This is a genomic window from Psychroflexus salinarum (assembly GCF_042677225.1).
Classification (GTDB): Bacteria; Bacteroidota; Bacteroidia; order Flavobacteriales; family Flavobacteriaceae; genus Psychroflexus; species Psychroflexus salinarum.
Genome location: NZ_JBHTIV010000005.1, coordinates 401246 through 416990 on the forward strand (window position 1 = coordinate 401246; position 15745 = coordinate 416990).

17 protein-coding genes and 1 tRNA gene are annotated in these 15745 nt (G+C 34.6%); 12 read left to right on the forward strand and 6 right to left on the reverse strand.

Features of this window, described 5'->3' with window-relative positions; genetic code table 11:
• Positions 1–51: 51 nt before the first annotated feature.
• Genes ACFQ0R_RS03980 through ACFQ0R_RS03990 form a run of 3 tightly spaced genes read left to right on the forward strand, consistent with a single transcriptional unit; the run spans position 52 to position 4689 of the window.
• Positions 52–3090 carry a VCBS repeat-containing protein gene (locus ACFQ0R_RS03980; protein WP_379657083.1) on the forward strand — a complete coding sequence of 1013 codons (3039 nt, stop codon included), beginning with the start codon at positions 52–54 and terminating at the stop codon, positions 3088–3090.
• A 12-nt stretch (positions 3091–3102) separates the two neighbouring features.
• A complete protein-coding gene (locus ACFQ0R_RS03985; RefSeq protein WP_379657084.1) occupies positions 3103–4437 on the forward strand; it encodes a vanadium-dependent haloperoxidase in 1335 nt (444 codons plus the stop codon).
• A gap of 51 nt (positions 4438–4488) precedes the next feature.
• The gene (locus tag ACFQ0R_RS03990; protein ID WP_379657085.1) at positions 4489–4689 is read left to right on the forward strand and encodes a hypothetical protein; all 201 of its coding nucleotides are present in this window, start codon (positions 4489–4491) and stop codon (positions 4687–4689) included.
• 65 nt (positions 4690–4754) lie between these two features.
• On the opposite strand, the gene ACFQ0R_RS03995 is transcribed toward ACFQ0R_RS03990, so the two are convergent.
• Positions 4755–5870 (reverse strand): DUF2914 domain-containing protein, encoded by a 1116-nt coding sequence (locus ACFQ0R_RS03995; protein WP_379657086.1) that lies wholly within the window; start codon positions 5868–5870, stop codon positions 4755–4757.
• Between the two features lie 161 nt (positions 5871–6031).
• On the opposite strand from ACFQ0R_RS03995, the gene ACFQ0R_RS04000 reads away from it, so the two are divergent.
• Positions 6032–6337, forward strand: a complete 306-nt coding sequence (locus tag ACFQ0R_RS04000; RefSeq protein WP_379657087.1) for a DUF3784 domain-containing protein — start codon at positions 6032–6034, stop codon at positions 6335–6337.
• 17 nt (positions 6338–6354) lie between these two features.
• Positions 6355–7266 carry a hypothetical protein gene (locus tag ACFQ0R_RS04005; RefSeq protein ID WP_379657088.1) on the forward strand — a complete coding sequence of 304 codons (912 nt, stop codon included), beginning with the start codon at positions 6355–6357 and terminating at the stop codon, positions 7264–7266.
• Here ACFQ0R_RS04005 and ACFQ0R_RS04010 read toward each other — a convergent pair.
• Positions 7243–7461 carry a GIY-YIG nuclease family protein gene (locus ACFQ0R_RS04010; RefSeq protein ID WP_379657089.1) on the reverse strand — a complete coding sequence of 73 codons (219 nt, stop codon included), beginning with the start codon at positions 7459–7461 and terminating at the stop codon, positions 7243–7245. The genes ACFQ0R_RS04005 and ACFQ0R_RS04010 overlap by 24 nt on opposite strands.
• An 81-nt stretch (positions 7462–7542) precedes the next feature.
• Positions 7543–7619, reverse strand: a tRNA-Ala gene (locus ACFQ0R_RS04015).
• 132 nt (positions 7620–7751) lie between these two features.
• Between ACFQ0R_RS04015 and ACFQ0R_RS04020 the strand changes: the two genes are divergently transcribed.
• The 5 genes from ACFQ0R_RS04020 to ACFQ0R_RS04040 all read left to right on the forward strand — a co-directional run bounded on the left by ACFQ0R_RS04020 (position 7752) and on the right by ACFQ0R_RS04040 (position 12551).
• Positions 7752–8336: a HupE/UreJ family protein gene (locus ACFQ0R_RS04020; protein WP_379657090.1), complete on the forward strand. Its 585-nt coding sequence runs from the start codon at positions 7752–7754 to the stop codon at positions 8334–8336.
• Positions 8337–8434: 98 nt separating this feature from the next.
• Complete coding sequence (locus ACFQ0R_RS04025) at positions 8435–8866, forward strand: deoxycytidylate deaminase (RefSeq protein WP_379657091.1); 432 nt, start codon at positions 8435–8437, stop codon at positions 8864–8866.
• Positions 8863–10464, forward strand: coding sequence for a S41 family peptidase (locus tag ACFQ0R_RS04030; protein WP_379657092.1), 1602 nt, complete (start codon positions 8863–8865; stop codon positions 10462–10464). The genes ACFQ0R_RS04025 and ACFQ0R_RS04030 overlap by 4 nt, the downstream gene beginning before the upstream one ends.
• Positions 10465–10470: 6 nt before the next feature.
• Positions 10471–12066: an ATP-dependent DNA ligase gene (locus ACFQ0R_RS04035; protein ID WP_379657093.1), complete on the forward strand. Its 1596-nt coding sequence runs from the start codon at positions 10471–10473 to the stop codon at positions 12064–12066.
• 164 nt (positions 12067–12230) lie between these two features.
• Positions 12231–12551 (forward strand): GIY-YIG nuclease family protein, encoded by a 321-nt coding sequence (locus ACFQ0R_RS04040; protein ID WP_379657441.1) that lies wholly within the window; start codon positions 12231–12233, stop codon positions 12549–12551.
• 58 nt (positions 12552–12609) lie between these two features.
• Here the strand turns inward: ACFQ0R_RS04040 and ACFQ0R_RS04045 are convergent, their stop codons facing one another.
• Together ACFQ0R_RS04045 and ACFQ0R_RS04050 are read right to left on the reverse strand one after the other, a co-directional pair.
• Positions 12610–12882, reverse strand: coding sequence for a hypothetical protein (locus ACFQ0R_RS04045; protein WP_379657094.1), 273 nt, complete (start codon positions 12880–12882; stop codon positions 12610–12612).
• A gap of 6 nt (positions 12883–12888) precedes the next feature.
• Positions 12889–13386 carry a CIA30 family protein gene (locus tag ACFQ0R_RS04050; protein WP_379657095.1) on the reverse strand — a complete coding sequence of 166 codons (498 nt, stop codon included), beginning with the start codon at positions 13384–13386 and terminating at the stop codon, positions 12889–12891.
• A gap of 94 nt (positions 13387–13480) precedes the next feature.
• On the opposite strand from ACFQ0R_RS04050, the gene ACFQ0R_RS04055 reads away from it, so the two are divergent.
• Both ACFQ0R_RS04055 and ACFQ0R_RS04060 read left to right on the forward strand, forming a co-directional pair.
• Positions 13481–14077 (forward strand): DNA-3-methyladenine glycosylase, encoded by a 597-nt coding sequence (locus tag ACFQ0R_RS04055; protein WP_379657096.1) that lies wholly within the window; start codon positions 13481–13483, stop codon positions 14075–14077.
• Positions 14078–14083: 6 nt separating this feature from the next.
• Positions 14084–14746: a hypothetical protein gene (locus ACFQ0R_RS04060; RefSeq protein WP_379657097.1), complete on the forward strand. Its 663-nt coding sequence runs from the start codon at positions 14084–14086 to the stop codon at positions 14744–14746.
• Here ACFQ0R_RS04060 and ACFQ0R_RS04065 read toward each other — a convergent pair whose 3' ends face one another.
• Positions 14747–15634 carry an AraC family transcriptional regulator gene (locus ACFQ0R_RS04065; protein ID WP_379657098.1) on the reverse strand — a complete coding sequence of 296 codons (888 nt, stop codon included), beginning with the start codon at positions 15632–15634 and terminating at the stop codon, positions 14747–14749.
• Between the last annotated feature and the right edge of the window lie 111 nt (positions 15635–15745).

Here is a 15745-nt window from a genome sequence, read left to right on the forward strand (position 1 = left end):
GATGCTGAGCACAGCATCATCAACTATATTTATTATTACAATGGAGGAGGTGTGGCAACAGGTGATGTAAATGGTGATGGTTTACCAGATCTGTTTTTTGTAGCTAATACAGGTGAGAATAAACTATATCTAAACAAAGGGAACCTAGAATTTGAAGACGTTTCAGAGCAAGCTAATATTAAAGGAAACGCAAGCTGGAATACAGGTGTAACTATGGTAGACATCAATAATGATGGCTTACTTGATATTTATGTTTGTGCTGTTTCAGGATTGTTGGACTTTACTGGACATAACGAACTTTTTATAAATAATGGCGATGGTACCTTTACAGAAGATGCTAAATCTTATGGTTTAGATTTTAAAGGCTACTCTACTCAAGCTTACTTTTTCGATTACGATAAAGATGCTGATTTAGATGTTTACATTGTAAATCATGCTGTCCACACCAATTTATCACACGGTAGAGCAGAATTAAGAAACGAACGCGCGCCAAATGTTGGTGATGTTTTACTCAGAAATGATAACGGTAAATTTGTAGATGTAAGCGAATCAGCAAATATTTTTGGAGGTGTCAATGGCTATGGCCTTAGTGCTACGATTGCAGATTTTAATAACGACGGCTGGGACGACATTTATGTTTGTAATGATTTTCATGAAGATGATTATTACTATATCAATAACCAGGATGGCACATTCAAAGAAAGTCTTGATAAAGCTTTCACGACGATAAGCAGGTTTTCAATGGGGAGCGATGCTGCAGACATTAATGGCGACGGGTATCAGGATTTGATAACCTTGGATATGCTGCCTAAAGAAGAACATCTTTTGAAAGAAACTGAAGGCGATGATGCTATGTTCAATATGCAAGCACATCTTAAAAAACTAGGTTACAAAGATCAATTCTCAAGAAATATGCTTCAGATCAATCAAAATGGAGACTATTTCATAGAAACTGCTCTTTTGAACGAAGTCGCTGATACAGACTGGAGTTGGGCACCCCTATTTGCTGATTTTAACAACGACACCCATCAGGATTTATTCATTTCAAACGGTATTTTACGCAGGCCAAACAGTTTAGATTTTAAAAAATATGTATCAAGTGCCTTTAAAGGAAGGAGCGAAAACGAAGGCTTGAAATGGCTATATAACTCCATTGATAAAATGCCTAGTGGTAATGTAGCCAATGAAATTTTTCAAGGTAATTCTGAAACTTTCAAAAACCGGACTGGAAATTGGATTAAAAATGAACCACAACTTTCTAATGGTGCCATTTATGTGGATTTAGATTTGGACGGAGATTTGGATTTGGTCACAAACAACTTTAACCAAACGGCTTCCATTTTTGAAAATACGACTAATGAAAAAGCAAATTACCTCAACTTAAAATTGAACTATTTAGCAGGAAATAAAGAAGGTGTTGGTTCTAAAGCAATAGTATACAGCAACGGAAAAACTCAACTCAAACAGTTATTTAAATCCAGAGGCTTCCTATCTTCCGTAGAAGCCAAATTGCATTTTGGTCTTGGTGAAACCGTGGAAGTTGATTCTATTAAAGTCATCTGGCCTAATAATGACTATCAAGTTATTACTCAGCCAGAAATAAACTCCACGCTAATTGTAAATTTCCAAGAAGGTGGACAGGTTTATAATTATGATAATCAAGAAAAAAATAACCTATTCAAAAAAGTTGACCTCATAAATTTCACTCACAAAGAAGATAATTATAATGACTTTGCTGAGGAGAAACTTATTCCTTACAAAGTATCTACACTTGGCCCTGCTGTTGCTATTGCCGATGTTGACAATAATGGTTATGAAGATGTTTTCTTAGGCAATGCTGCAGGTCAACCAGCACAATTGCTATTGAATAATGGCTTGAGTTTCGAAAAGTCAGATCAGCCAGCGTTTATTGAAGATATGAATTTTGAAGACAATGCTGCAGTGTGGGGTGATGTGGACAATGACGGAGATTTAGATTTATATGTAGCCTCAGGAGCTAATAAAAATCCAAACTATAAATCGGACCGTCTATATATAAATAATGACGGTATTTTCATAAAAGCAAAAAATAATATTCCTAAAGATAGTTTTATAACCTCAACAGTAATCGCTTATGATTATGACGGAGATGGAGATCAAGATTTCTTTGTTGGAAATTATTCTCAATTGGGAAATTTTGGTGAAATGGTAGACTCTTACATCTTAAAAAATGATGGAAAGGGTCATTTTACAAAAGATGAGAATTTCAAGCTAAATTCTAAAGTAACAGATGCAAAATGGTATGATGTCAATGCAGATGGTACAAAAGATTTAGTCATCACAACAGAATGGGATCGCCCGTACATCTTCATAAATAATGGCGGAAAATTGAAAGAAATGAAGCTCCCAGAAAAGCTCAATGGCTTATGGCAAACGGCGACATTTTTTGATATTGACAAAGACGGAGATGAAGATATTTTATTTGGAAATTGGGGATTAAACACCAAATTCAACCTCAACTTTGATGGGCCGTTGATGATGTATTATTCAGATTTTGATAAAAATGGTGTAGAAGAAGTTATTATAGCATATAATAGTGATGGTGAATACTATCCATTAAACACCAAGGATGAGCTTGCTTCACAAATGAATGTGATGAGCAAAAGGTTTCTAGATCACAAGAGTATGGCTGGGAAAAACATCGAAGAAGTTATGACTAGTGGTTCATTAAAAGAAGCTGAAAGTTATAAGGTTGAAACCCTAGCTTCGGGCTATCTATTAAACGAAAATGGAGAATTTAATAGATTTATTCCTTTTTCAGATGACTTTCAGTTAGCACCCATAACAAGCTTTTCTGAATTACAACTCAATGCTAAAAACCAGTTGATGGTGGGTGGTAATTCATTACGGGTAAATACATACCATGGAGCTTACACTGCTTTAAAAGGTCTTTTGACTGAACATGAAAGCAACTATGATTTTGTTTCTGATCTAGGTATAGAACCGTTCAATAATCAGATAAAAGAGATTGAAAATTTGAGTATGAAGAATTTTAAATTACTGATTGTTGTGCCCAATAACGGTACAATTAAATGTTATTCATATAAATAAAGAGTTTCGAAAATGAGAATAATAATTCTTAGCATATTTTTAGTAATAACTTGTTGTTTATCTTCTTGCCAAAAAGAGGACAAGTCTATAATCATAAAAAGACAAGATTATCACAATGCAATTGATAAGCTTACTGAAATTATGGTTCACGATATATTTTCTCCACCTGTAGCCAGTAGAATTTATGTATATCCAAATATAGCAGCTTACGAAACGCTTAATCAAAATAGTAAAGATTATCAAACTCTCACATCACAATTGAACGGCTTAAAAGCACTTAAAATAAATTCTGATGAAAATAAAATTAACCTCAATCTTGCAGCCTTAATAGCTCATTTTAATGTGTCTAAAGAATTGGTTTTTTCTAAAGAAATGATGATCAGCTACAGAGATAGTCTTTATGAGGTATGGAAAGGTACAAACCCAAAAGAGTTTGAAGCAGCTAAAAATTATGGTTTAGAAATCTCCGAACAGATCATCAAATGGATGAACAAAGATGGTTATATTGAAACCCGTACCATGCCAGAATACAACATATATTCTGATGATCCTTCGGTCTGGCAACCTACTCCGCCAGCATATATGAAGGGGATTGAGCCGCATTGGAATAAATTAAGGCCTTTTATATTAGACTCTGCATCGCAGTTTAAACCTGTTAGACCCCCAGAATTTTCAATGGACCCTGGTTCTCAATTTCATAAAGAAGTCATGTCTGTATATAAAATTAATAATGACATTAGGGAAAAAGGAGATGATAGTGAAGAAATTGCAATTGCCCGATTTTGGGACTGCAATCCTTTTGTGTCCGTAAACAAAGGGCACTTTATGTTTGCTGAAAAAAAAATAACACCTGGAGCACATTGGATTGGCATTTGTAAAATTGCTAATGAAAAAACTGATGCAAATTTTGCAAAGACCGTATATACACAGACCAAAACATCTATCGGTATAGCTGATGCTTTTATAAGCTGTTGGGACGAAAAATACCGAAGCAATCTGGTAAGACCAGAAACGCTTATTAATAAACAGATAGACCCAGAATGGTTACCGATTTTACAAACCCCTCCATTTCCAGAATATACGAGTGGACACTCTGTTGTTTCCAGTGCATCTGCAGAAGTTCTAACCACAATTTTTGGGGATAATTTTGAATTTGAAGATTCGACAGAAGTGTCTTATGGTCTGCCAACCAGATCATTTAAATCTTTTAAATCTGCTGCAGATGAAGCTATTATTAGCAGGCTTTACGGAGGCATTCATTATAAATCCGCAATATATGAGGGAAAAAAACAAGGACTCTCCGTTGGAAAATTTGTGGATCAAAACATTCAGTTTTTAAAAAAATGATTCTCTAGCAATAAAATCTTATAAACCAGTTGTTTCCTAAAACAGAAATGCTTGACATTTTCACCACCAAAGCCTCACTTTTTTGACATTTACATGGGCCCTAAAGCAGAAGCTTATAACTACTTCGAATGCAAAGGCACACCACATTGGATTGTATTGGGTCAAAGCTTAAACCAATACAGGAGTATTTTTGGCTCTCAGGATCAAGCGCAGCAAAGATTATGGTATGCCATTGAATCCTTGAGAAATTAAATACAGTCACCAAAAATGAGCCATTGATTTGAAAATTTTATAAAGGTATTATTAGCTAGATTTCTTTAAAATGATTTTTCTATCAGACCTTTTTGTAGAGATTCTGATGTGTTTTTAATCACAAAATCAACAACACCGATTAACAATTCTTCTTCAGTAATGACATGAACCTTCCACTGCCCTTCCCTAACATTGTTTTTGTAAGTATATCCACGAAAACCCCGGCCACGTCCGCCAGTAACTTCAAATCCAATATCTTCTGTTACCTCCCAGTTATTAGTTTCAGGATTGTACCATTTCCACCGGTGAAAAACTGATTTGTTTAAGTCGGTTGGGGCAAAAATGGAAGTGAATACGTATACAGGTTCATCAGCTTCACGATGAAAATTGATCTGGTGTGATCGCCAAAATATATACCAGTCCTCTTTTTCATAGGTGACGCTATATTCATTATCATTTTTTTGGACATCATGAGCCACCAGTCCAGTTTCCATCGCTAGTGGGACCGGAGGAATTAAACTAAAATAGTAAAACACGTTGATGGATACATATAAAACGAGAATAAGACTTATCAATTTTTTTAAGCTTATTTCCAGCCTTGTACTTGGGCTTGAAGTGTAAATGAATGTAATGAGTGCAAGCGTACTAGCAAAACTTATAAATCCAGAAATGATAAAAATAAAAGTGTTCATTTCTTTTATCAACATAGGAATCATAAAGGCAAAAAATGTAAAATTTATAAAGAAATAAACACTAAACTGAAGGTATTTGTTGGATATTTTCTTTTTTAGAAACTCATTGGCAAACAAGAGCAGAACCAGCAAAATAAAGAATGCCATAGTTTTGGACATGGATACACTTCTAAAAAAATAAATCACAAATGCACTGGAAAGCCCTCCAAAGAAAAACTGTATAGCCAGCGGAAAATATTCAGAAAAACGATCTATAAAGGTGTCTCTCCATTTACCATCATCTACTAAATTATATAAATATAGGGTGAGGGATAAAAAAATCATGTGAGAGCAAAGCACGACCGTATCGTAGGTGCGGTCTATTCGTCCTAAAGTAAGCGTATCAAAAATAAATCCTCCGATAAAGAAAAGCACAGGAGCGTACTTTTGATGCCGAACTACAAATTGACCAAAGGCAGTCTGTCTGTATCTTGCTAAGGTTCTGTTCATGGTTTTTTCTGAAGGGCTAAAGATAGGATTTTGACAGGCTTAAAATAATTTAGTTTTAAAAGTCAAATTTTAGTAGATTAGATCTTTATAGAATTATATTTCTATTCAATCTATATATTTAAATCAGAGAATTCTTGTTTAGTTCTTTAAAACATCAGCTTATGCTTGCAGTTCCTATAGTGTTTATCCTTCTTGGCATTTTGATAAAGTATGGAAAAATGTATTCCTTGATTGCTGGCTACAACACCATGACCAAGCAAGAAAAAGAAAAGTACGATGTAGAAGGCATTGCAAATTTGATGAATAACGTAATGTTTGGAATGGCTTTTATTGTAATTACCGGGTTGGTAGAAGCCTATTGGACGAGTAATTCAGATTATGAATTTTACGCTTTAGGTTTAGCTTTGATTCTAGGCATACCCTATTTGCTGATTAAATCAAATTCAAAAACCTATAAAAATCGATAACAATTGATCTATATAAAATGACAAACATCACCCTTAAAAAAGTCATCACATTCGCTAAATATCTGGCTATTATTTTGCTGTCCATAGATATGATAGTGCTTGCTATACCAAAGCTGCTTCAGATGCAATTTAGAATGTCTCACTACAGAGCTTTTGTCCCCTTAGCAGAACTACCTAAACCAGAACTTATGATGTCCTTCTTTGGAAGGTCGTATGCTTACAATATTTTTATAGGGCTTACAGAATTGGCAGTAGGTGTTTTGATAGTCTTTAAAAGAACAAGACTACTTGGGCTTCTGATCTCTTTAGGGGTGTGCTTAAATGTTTTCATTATAAACTTTGAATTTGATATGGTGTATGAGGTTAAAAGACATATCACCATGACTTTAGTATTGACTATAGCCTTACTATTTGAGTACCGAAAGGATTTGTATAAATTTTTTATAGAATTGGGTGGTAAACTAAGTGGAGAAGCCTTTTCGGTTAAAAATACTATTTGGAAAAAACTTCGCATTGGTTATGTCATCCTTTTTCCAGTGGCCTATTTCATATTTTCCTTCGTGGTCATTTCTTCGTTTGATTACAATCTTATTGGAAGTTATGAGATTAAGAATACGGAAATTGAAAACAAAACTATTGAATTTAAGAAAGGAACACTTGGTTCTACACCTATGCTGTTTTTTGAAAAAAATAATATACTTGTTTTATCAGTCAACGACAGCATTCATTATGGCAGCTATACTATTGAAAATGAGGATTTATTTATGAGGTTTTGGTCGACAACCAATCATCCCATCGAATATATTGATGCTCAATTCAAAGACTATACATTCATCACCGGAACTCTAAACGATAGTATTCCTATACAAATGGAAATTAAAAGACTCCCTGTAGAAAAAGACTATTTAAATGGGATGTACGTTGATTGAGTTTTGCTCAAGTTGATATGCTTCTTTTCTGGTGTTAAGGCTTTGTTGCCAAATTAACTTCCAGGGTCTGTAGGGTTTAGTGCATCTAGAAAACCCCCTGTTCTGCTCTTCAAGTCTTTTGTTCAAATCTTGAGTCTGGCCGATATAAAATCGGCCGTCCTTCAAAGATTCTAATATGTAAGTAAAATATTGCATAGTAACGAACTATTTCCAAAGCTCTTGGAAAATTTACGTCTTATTTTAAAAACAAAAAAACCACCTCTTTCGAAGTGGTTTTGGTGGAGAATATCGGATTCGAACCGATGGCCTCCACGCTGCCAGCGTGGCGCTCTAGCCAACTGAGCTAATCCCCCATTGACAACAAAAATAAACAAATTTGAGACGTGTAGAAATCATAGGTCTACTATTTTTGCATTTAGATTCTCAAAAGCAAGTTCAGAAGCAATTTTTATATATTTTTATCAACTAAACATAATTTTTACTAAATGGACGATTTTTGGCTATATCTCAAACTGGGTTTTGATCATGTTTTAGACTGGAACGCTTATGACCATGTGCTATTTCTTACGGTTTTAGTCGCTTCTTATACATTTCAACAAAGCAAAAAGGTGATTTGGCTAGTGACTCTTTTTACTATAGGTCACATTTTGTCATTGGCTCTATCAGCCTATGATATTTTGAGGATTAACAGTGATATTATCGAATTTTTAATTCCTGTAAGTATTATTTTTACTGCGATTTACAATATTTTTACTGCAGGAAAATCAAAAGGTAAAAGCAAAATTAACTTCCTTTATTTTGTGACTTTCTTTTTTGGTTTGGTTCATGGCTTTGGATTTTCCACCTATTTCAATATGCTTGCCAAAAGCGCGGATAATATTTTTCTCATGTTGGTAGAATTTGCCCTCGGTATAGAACTAGCACAAATTTTGGTAGTTTTTGTAGTACTGCTCTTAAGTTTTATAGTTCAAAATGTTTTTAGATTTTCAAAGAGAGATTGGATTTTGGTCATTTCCTCTCTGGTTCTGGGCGTGACACTACCAATTCTTATTGACAATTGGATTTTCTAAACATTATCAGAATCAATATATTAGAGTTTAAGTAAATTTAAGCAGCTTCTTAACGCTTGTAAAGACCCATAAGTTTTATATTCGAATTTATTTTCCGAATGACAACAGAAAAACAACTCAAATTTGATAAAGCTTACTTGCGAATCGCTAGAGAATGGGGAAAATTATCCCATTGCAAGCGTAAACAGGTGGGAGCCATTATTGTAAAGGATCGCATGATCATTTCTGATGGTTACAATGGTACACCGAGTGGCTTTGATAACTCTTGTGAAGATGATGAAGACATTACCAAATGGTATGTACTACATGCGGAAGCAAATGCAATACTGAAAGTATCAGCTTCCACGCAATCCTCCAAAAACGCTACGCTTTACATCACCTTGTCACCATGTAAAGAGTGTAGCAAATTGATACATCAAGCTGGCATAATTCGTGTTGTTTATCAAGTGGTATATAAAGATAATTCTGGTTTAGATTTTTTAAGAAAAGCCGGAGTAAAACTAGAACACATTGAAGATCTTGAAGAATGAATAGAGGAATGAAAATAATGCTACCGATTCTTATTTCAGTAGTATTTGTAGCTGGAATATTACTTGGAGATATTTTGAATTTCCAACAAAATTCCTTTGCCAATTCTTCCTCCAAACAACAGAAATTAAATAGACTCATCAATTTCATCGACAAAGAGTATGTGGATGAAGTCAATACAGATAGCATTGTAGATATCACAGTCAATTCCATTTTAGAAAACTTAGACCCGCATTCTGCTTACATCTCTAGTCAAGACTATGACTATGTTCAGGATAATATGCGCGGCGATTTTGTTGGAATTGGTATCAGTTTTTATACCATCAAGGACACGATTGCCGTTATAAGAACTTTGGAAAAAGGTCCAGGAGAAAAGGCAGGGCTGGAGGCTGGTGATAGAATTTTATATGCTGATGCTATTCCCTTGTTTGGTAATGATATGAGTAACGATTCGCTGACCAGCATTTTAAAAGGTCCCGCCAATTCTAAAGTCAACCTAAAAGTAAAACGACTCGGAGAAAACGATTTACTTGATTTTGAAATCAATAGAGGTGTTGTTCCGCTCACCAGTGTTGATGCGGGCTACATGGTCAATGATACTTTGGGTTATATAAAAATCAATCGCTTTGCTGAATCTACTTACACTGAATTCAAGTCTAAAATGAAACAATTTTCCACTCCACAAATGAAGAGTGTCATATTGGACCTTAGAAGTAATGGGGGTGGGTTTTTAAAACAAGCGACCCTTATTCTAGATGAATTTATTGCAGATGGAAAATTACTGTTATTCACCAAAAACAAAAACGGTGACTTAAATGAGACTTTTTCCAGTGAACGGGGCGAATATGAAAATCAAAACTTAATTGTTTTTATAGACGAAAAGTCTGCTTCAGCGAGTGAAATAGTTGCTGGCGCTATTCAGGATAACGACAGAGGTTCTATTGTAGGCAGACGTTCATTTGGTAAAGGTCTCGTACAAAGAGAGATGAACCTAGGTGATGGAAGCGCTGTAAGATTAACTGTTGCCAGATATTACACTCCTACAGGTCGTTCTATACAGAGACCATACGAAAATGGTAATAGCGATGCATATTACTCTAAATACATGGAACGCTATTCCAATGGTGAGCTTTTAAGTAAAGATAGCATCGCTACTGATGATTCTCTAAGGTATGAAACACCAGAAGGTAAGATTGTTTACGGTGGTGGTGGAATAATCCCAGATATTTTTGTGCCTAGGAACTCTTCTCAAGCCATTCAAGACATAAAATTCATGTATGAGGGCGGAGTGATGGACCGATTTGTTTTTGACTTGTTGGATGAAAATAGAAAATTTTACAATTCACTTTCTCAAGATGATTTTTTGGAAAGAACCCTCATTACAGAAGAAGTTCTAGATCAATATACTCAATATCTGGGCGACTTCAATATGAATTACAATTTCGGAAGCACGAGTCATGTATTAGAAAAGTATCTAAAGGCTACCATGGCTAGACAATTATTTGGAAGTGATCTTGCTGAAAAAATTTCTAACGAAAATGATTCTTACATCAATAGACTTCTAAAATCAAAATCAGGAGATGACCAGACGACAGATTAAAGGTGTATGAAGGATTTTGCTCAATTGGTAAAAACGATAGATAGTACGAACAAAACCAATAGAAAGGTGGAAGCCTTGAGTGAATACTTTCAAAAAGCTTCAGATTCTGACAAGGTCTGGACCATTGCCATTTTATCCCACAGAAGACCTCCAAGACCTGTCAACAGTACTTTAATAAGAGGTTATGCTTCAGATTTGGCAGATATTCCTTTATGGCTTTTTGAAGAATCCTATCACATTGTTGGTGACCTTGCAGAAACCATCGCTTTAGTCGTTCCCGAAAAAGTAAAAACTACCGAAAAAAGTTTAAGCCATTACCTACAAGAAATAATTCAACTCAAACCAAAATCAGAAGAAGAAAAAAAAGAATACCTCATTGAGAATTGGAGTCAGCTGAATTATTATGAGCGTTTTGTATTTACCAAATTAATAACTGGAGGTTTCAGGATAGGTGTAAGTCAGAAGTTGATGACACGCGCACTTTCCGAAGCAACAGGAATCGATGAAGATATTCTAGCCTTCAAACTAATGGGAAACTGGGATCCGAATAAAATCTCTTATTCTGAATTGATTTTAGAAGAGAATGAAGCAGATTACTTGTCCAAACCTTATCCTTTTTATCTGGCTTACCCTATTGAAGAGGATGCGTCAGAACTTGGAAATCCAGAAGAGTGGATCGCTGAACACAAGTGGGATGGGATTCGCTCGCAACTGATTGTGAGAAAAGGACAGCTTTTTGTGTGGAGTCGTGGCGAAGAATTGGTAACCGATAAATATCCAGAGTTTGAAGCGTTTACTGAAGTCCTTCCAGATGGAACTGTACTCGATGGTGAAATTTTACCATATCCAGGAGATGATATTGGAGATTTTAAAGATTTACAAACCAGAATAGGTCGTAAAAATATAAGCAAATCTCTTCTGAAAAAGCTACCTGTTATATTGAAGGCTTACGACATTTTGGAACACAAGGGGGAAGACATTCGGTCTACCCCTTTTGAAAAGCGTAGAGAAATTCTAGATGAACTTTTTGCGAAGTGTTCCACTCAAATAAAACCTTTCCACCTGTCTGAAACTATGCGGTTTTCCTCTTGGAAAGAAATGGCAAAAGAGCGAGAGAAAGCAAGAGACATCAAGTCTGAAGGACTCATGATAAAGCGAGCAGATTCCAGCTATGGGGTTGGCCGTAAAAAGGTAGACTGGTGGAAATGGAAGTCAGATCCCTTTAGTATTGATGCGGTGCTTACTTATGCTATGCGGGGTCACGGCAGAAGAAGTAACTTATTTACAGATTACACTTTTGCTTTGTGGAATGACGATAAAACCGAATTGGTCACTTTTGCCAAAGCCTACTCCGGGCTTACCGATAAAGAATTTAAAAAAGTAGATGCCTGGATCAAGAAAAATACCATTGAGCGATTTGGTCCCGTGAGAAGTGTGGAACATGAGCACGTGTTTGAAATTGCCTTTGAAGGCATCGCCGAATCCAAACGTCACAAGAGTGGTATCGCCACTCGTTTTCCTAGAATTCTTCGCTGGAGACAAGACAAAAAAATTGAAGATGCTAATACTTTGGAAGATTTGAAAGCTATGATTCCAGAGTGAGATTTAGTTGTTTAATTAATTTTCAGGATTCTCAACTTTATATTTAAATTAGATGTTGATTTTCAAGTTAGCTACTTTTAATATTTATTAAAAAGTTGAAAACATACTATGTTTACATATTACAATGCTCTGATTCCAAAACTTATACTGGAATAACCAATAATTTGAGCCGACGCGTAGAAGAGCACCAAAAAGGTTTAAATATGAGTTGTTTTACTTTTAAAAGAAGACCTGTCAAACTTATTTTCCAACAGGAATTTAATGAGGTAGATCAAGCTATATATTTTGAGAAGAAAATCAAGAAATGGAGTGCAAAGAAAAATATGCTTTGGCAAATGGAGATTTTGACTTGTTGCAAATTTTATCAGAATGCAGGAACGCAACACATTCCAAGTATAATAATGATTAAGTGTCACCTCGAGCGCAGTCGAGAGGTTTTTTTAAGTTTTCTAAGTAAAATAAGGTCTCGACTGCGCTCGACCTGACATTTAGTGCGTTCAACCTAAAAAAAACTGTGCACGAGGTGAAATCTTATAGGAAACCTCAATTATCCTTCAGTTTCTTTCGATAAATATAATCATTCAAGGTCCAGGAAAAAATACCATAAATCCCACCTCCTAAAAAAATTGAAATGGCTAGTTGTACAAAAAAGTCGGTATTACTCAACTGTCCCCATTTGTCCCAATAGTTTATAACTAAGTTGACAACGAATATCAAAATTCCAAATCCCACACCGTGTTTGATGATGTATTTTGCTTTGCCTTGACTTTTAATTTTCTCCCAGTTGTCAACAAATTTTTTATCGGCTTCGTTCATAAATTTTTATTTGGATAAATAGATCTTATCGATTTCTAATTGAAATTCTTCTTTCTTTTTGTTTCCTATCAATACGGCAACTTCCTGAATTACATCAGCTTCAAAGTTGGGCAAATTTAAACTTCTACCTCTATATCTTGGGTAAAAGGTTGAAAGTTTTAATTGAACAGTTTTCCATTCTGGAGTCACTTCAAATTCCTGAACATAAGAGTGCGTCTCACCTTGGCTTTTCTTAATTCTGAATTGATAAGTAAAAGCTTTACCCTTCACTCTAAGATTCACATAGGAATAATTCTGAACATTTTTAATCGTTGTTTCATATCTAACTGAAGCAAATCCGCCATTATTTTCCAAAGAGATCTGACCAGAAAAAACCGCATTTCCATCTTCATTAAGTTGAATTGAGCTTTGTGAAACTCCACCCATAACTCTATCATTCACAATTATCCAATCTGATAGATTTTTGTTTTCTTCAAAATCGTAAATAGTTAAATTTTGTACCATAGTTATCATCATTATAAAACAGAACATTAAAGTTTTCATAGGAAGTCAATGTTTGAGTTCGAAATTTAGTTATTTTAAAATTAAAATTAGATTTATGCCCCAACCACTTTCCAAAACTTATTTTGAAAATGACGATGTAGTTTTTCTCGCAAAAGATTTAATAGGTATGCAATTAAATACTTGTATTGATGGAGTTCTTTCCTCCGGTTTTATCACTGAGACTGAAGCTTATGCTGGAAAGGGAGATAAAGCCTGCCACGCTCATCTCGGCAGATTTACCAAGCGAACAAAAGTCATGTACGAATCTGGTGGAATAGCATATGTGTATTTATGCTACGGTATTCATCACCTATTTAATATCGTTACTAATACTAAAGGAAATGCTGATGCTATTTTAGTAAGAGCTATTGAGCCAAATCAGGGCATTGAAACAATGAAAGAGCGTAGAGGAAAAGCCAAAGTGGATAAAACGCTGACCTCTGGCCCTGGAAATGTTTCCAAAGCATTAGGAATTTCAAAATCACATAATACATTTAGCATAACAGGTGATTACATTTGGATAGAAGATATGAAGTTTAAACCATCAAGTATTAAAGAAACAACGAGAATTGGTATAGATTATGCAGAAGAAGATGCAGAGTTACCCTGGAGATTCTACAATAAAGATTCTAAATTTGTTTCAGTAAAATAATTACTTATGAAATTAAAACTCATCCTTGCGTTTATTCTTATAATTCCTTTGAACAGTAAGATGTATAGCCAAGACAAGTTATTTTTCAATAGGATACATTACTTCGAACATCAAGAATGTGAGCATCCCATCGGAACAGTAATTTACGACAAAGCCTTTTATGGAAACAATACAGACAATACATCATTTCTGAATTTTAATAATACTGAAAACGAAGTTATATCCGTGGAATTAACTAATTATGGAAATTATATAGCAGTCAATCAATTTGTAAAAACGGATTTCTTGAGAGCGAATAATATCATGATGGGTTTTAGAGAAGGGGTCCCAAACATTTCAGAATCCATAAAACAAGCTAGAAGTAAATTCAGAATGGATAAAGTAAAAGATACGATTGTAGATAATAAGAAATTAAAGCACATTCGTATCGAACCAAAAGATACATTAGCTCATCGATTTGAATCTTATAATATTCTTGTGAACACTAGTACTAGAACTGAAATCCCTTTGTACACTTCACCATCAGTTTATTTTTTATTGCTGGGTAGTTTAAAGGATTTAAAAGGCACAGTTGTAGAAACATTTTTTATTGACCTGCAGGGCTACAGATTTTGTAGGGATGTCCTTTCAGGATTTGAAGTCACCAACAAACGATTACTTATTAAGTGATTACCCCTGAATATATTTTTTGGGTGTAGTCCCAAATTTTTTCTTGAAAGCAGAAATAAAATGACTTGCAGTACTGTAACCTATACTTAGCCCGACTTCGTTCACGTTATGCTGACCTTTTTCAAGCAATTTTCTGGCGTAATCCATTTTATAATCAAACAGAAAAGAGAAAACCGTATCTCCATAAATTTCCTTAAATCCTTCTTTCAGTTTCTTTAAACTTAATCCTACCTCATCAGAAAGTTCTTGCAGAGTTGGAGGCTCTGTCATACGTTGTAAGATGATGGTTTTTGCCAACTTTATCTTCTTCACATTGTCTTCATCATCTAGAAATGGACATTGTTCGATATCTGCTTCTGCAGGTCGGTTGAAATAAAGCCCTATTAATTCATAAGCTTTCCCCTTTAGATATATTTTTCTGACTGAGGGATGTAAATTGAAATTCAATATTTGACTTAAAATCACGGCCATAGCTGGTGAAACCATAACTTCTTTGTAGAATTTCTTATCGCGATTATCTTCAGTAAGAAAATCAATATAATTGGCTTCAGCCGAAAACAAAGTGTGGAGTTTTTTAATTGATATTAAAATAGAAACCGACCAAGATTCTGACATAGCTTCAAGATTAATCGGTAAATCTCTTTCTGGATTGTAAAGTAATAATGAACTGTCTTCTTTTATATTTAAAGCATAACGCCCTTCATTAAAATTGAATTTTATTTCACCTTTTACACAAAAATGAAATTGAATAAAGTCTGCACTTATATTATGTGTAATACATTCTTCATGGTCAGAATCATTTTTAATCGATAAGATGGATATCCCTTCTTCTATCTCAATAAATTTCTCTGAACCTCCAGCGACATTTTTATCAGACATTAGTGCCATTTAATATTGTATTTTATTTAGAACGATTCTAATTAGCATAGCTCTAATTGGTTACTATTGTTACAAAAATACCTAATTGAACTGATATTTATCACATTTAGGATAAAAATA

Coding starts and splice junctions, on each gene's coding strand:
- ACFQ0R_RS03985 (WP_379657084.1), top strand. CDS start 3,103: ATGAGAATAATAATTCTTAGCATATTTTTAGTAATAACTTGTTGTTTA.
- ACFQ0R_RS03995 (WP_379657086.1), bottom strand. CDS start 5,870: ATGAACAGAACCTTAGCAAGATACAGACAGACTGCCTTTGGTCAATTT.
- ACFQ0R_RS04000 (WP_379657087.1), top strand. CDS start 6,032: ATGCTTGCAGTTCCTATAGTGTTTATCCTTCTTGGCATTTTGATAAAG.
- ACFQ0R_RS04005 (WP_379657088.1), top strand. CDS start 6,355: ATGACAAACATCACCCTTAAAAAAGTCATCACATTCGCTAAATATCTG.
- ACFQ0R_RS04010 (WP_379657089.1), bottom strand. CDS start 7,461: ATGCAATATTTTACTTACATATTAGAATCTTTGAAGGACGGCCGATTT.
- ACFQ0R_RS04020 (WP_379657090.1), top strand. CDS start 7,752: ATGGACGATTTTTGGCTATATCTCAAACTGGGTTTTGATCATGTTTTA.
- ACFQ0R_RS04025 (WP_379657091.1), top strand. CDS start 8,435: ATGACAACAGAAAAACAACTCAAATTTGATAAAGCTTACTTGCGAATC.
- ACFQ0R_RS04030 (WP_379657092.1), top strand. CDS start 8,863: ATGAATAGAGGAATGAAAATAATGCTACCGATTCTTATTTCAGTAGTA.
- ACFQ0R_RS04035 (WP_379657093.1), top strand. CDS start 10,471: ATGAAGGATTTTGCTCAATTGGTAAAAACGATAGATAGTACGAACAAA.
- ACFQ0R_RS04045 (WP_379657094.1), bottom strand. CDS start 12,882: ATGAACGAAGCCGATAAAAAATTTGTTGACAACTGGGAGAAAATTAAA.
- ACFQ0R_RS04050 (WP_379657095.1), bottom strand. CDS start 13,386: ATGGTACAAAATTTAACTATTTACGATTTTGAAGAAAACAAAAATCTA.
- ACFQ0R_RS04055 (WP_379657096.1), top strand. CDS start 13,481: ATGCCCCAACCACTTTCCAAAACTTATTTTGAAAATGACGATGTAGTT.
- ACFQ0R_RS04060 (WP_379657097.1), top strand. CDS start 14,084: ATGAAATTAAAACTCATCCTTGCGTTTATTCTTATAATTCCTTTGAAC.
- ACFQ0R_RS04065 (WP_379657098.1), bottom strand. CDS start 15,634: ATGGCACTAATGTCTGATAAAAATGTCGCTGGAGGTTCAGAGAAATTT.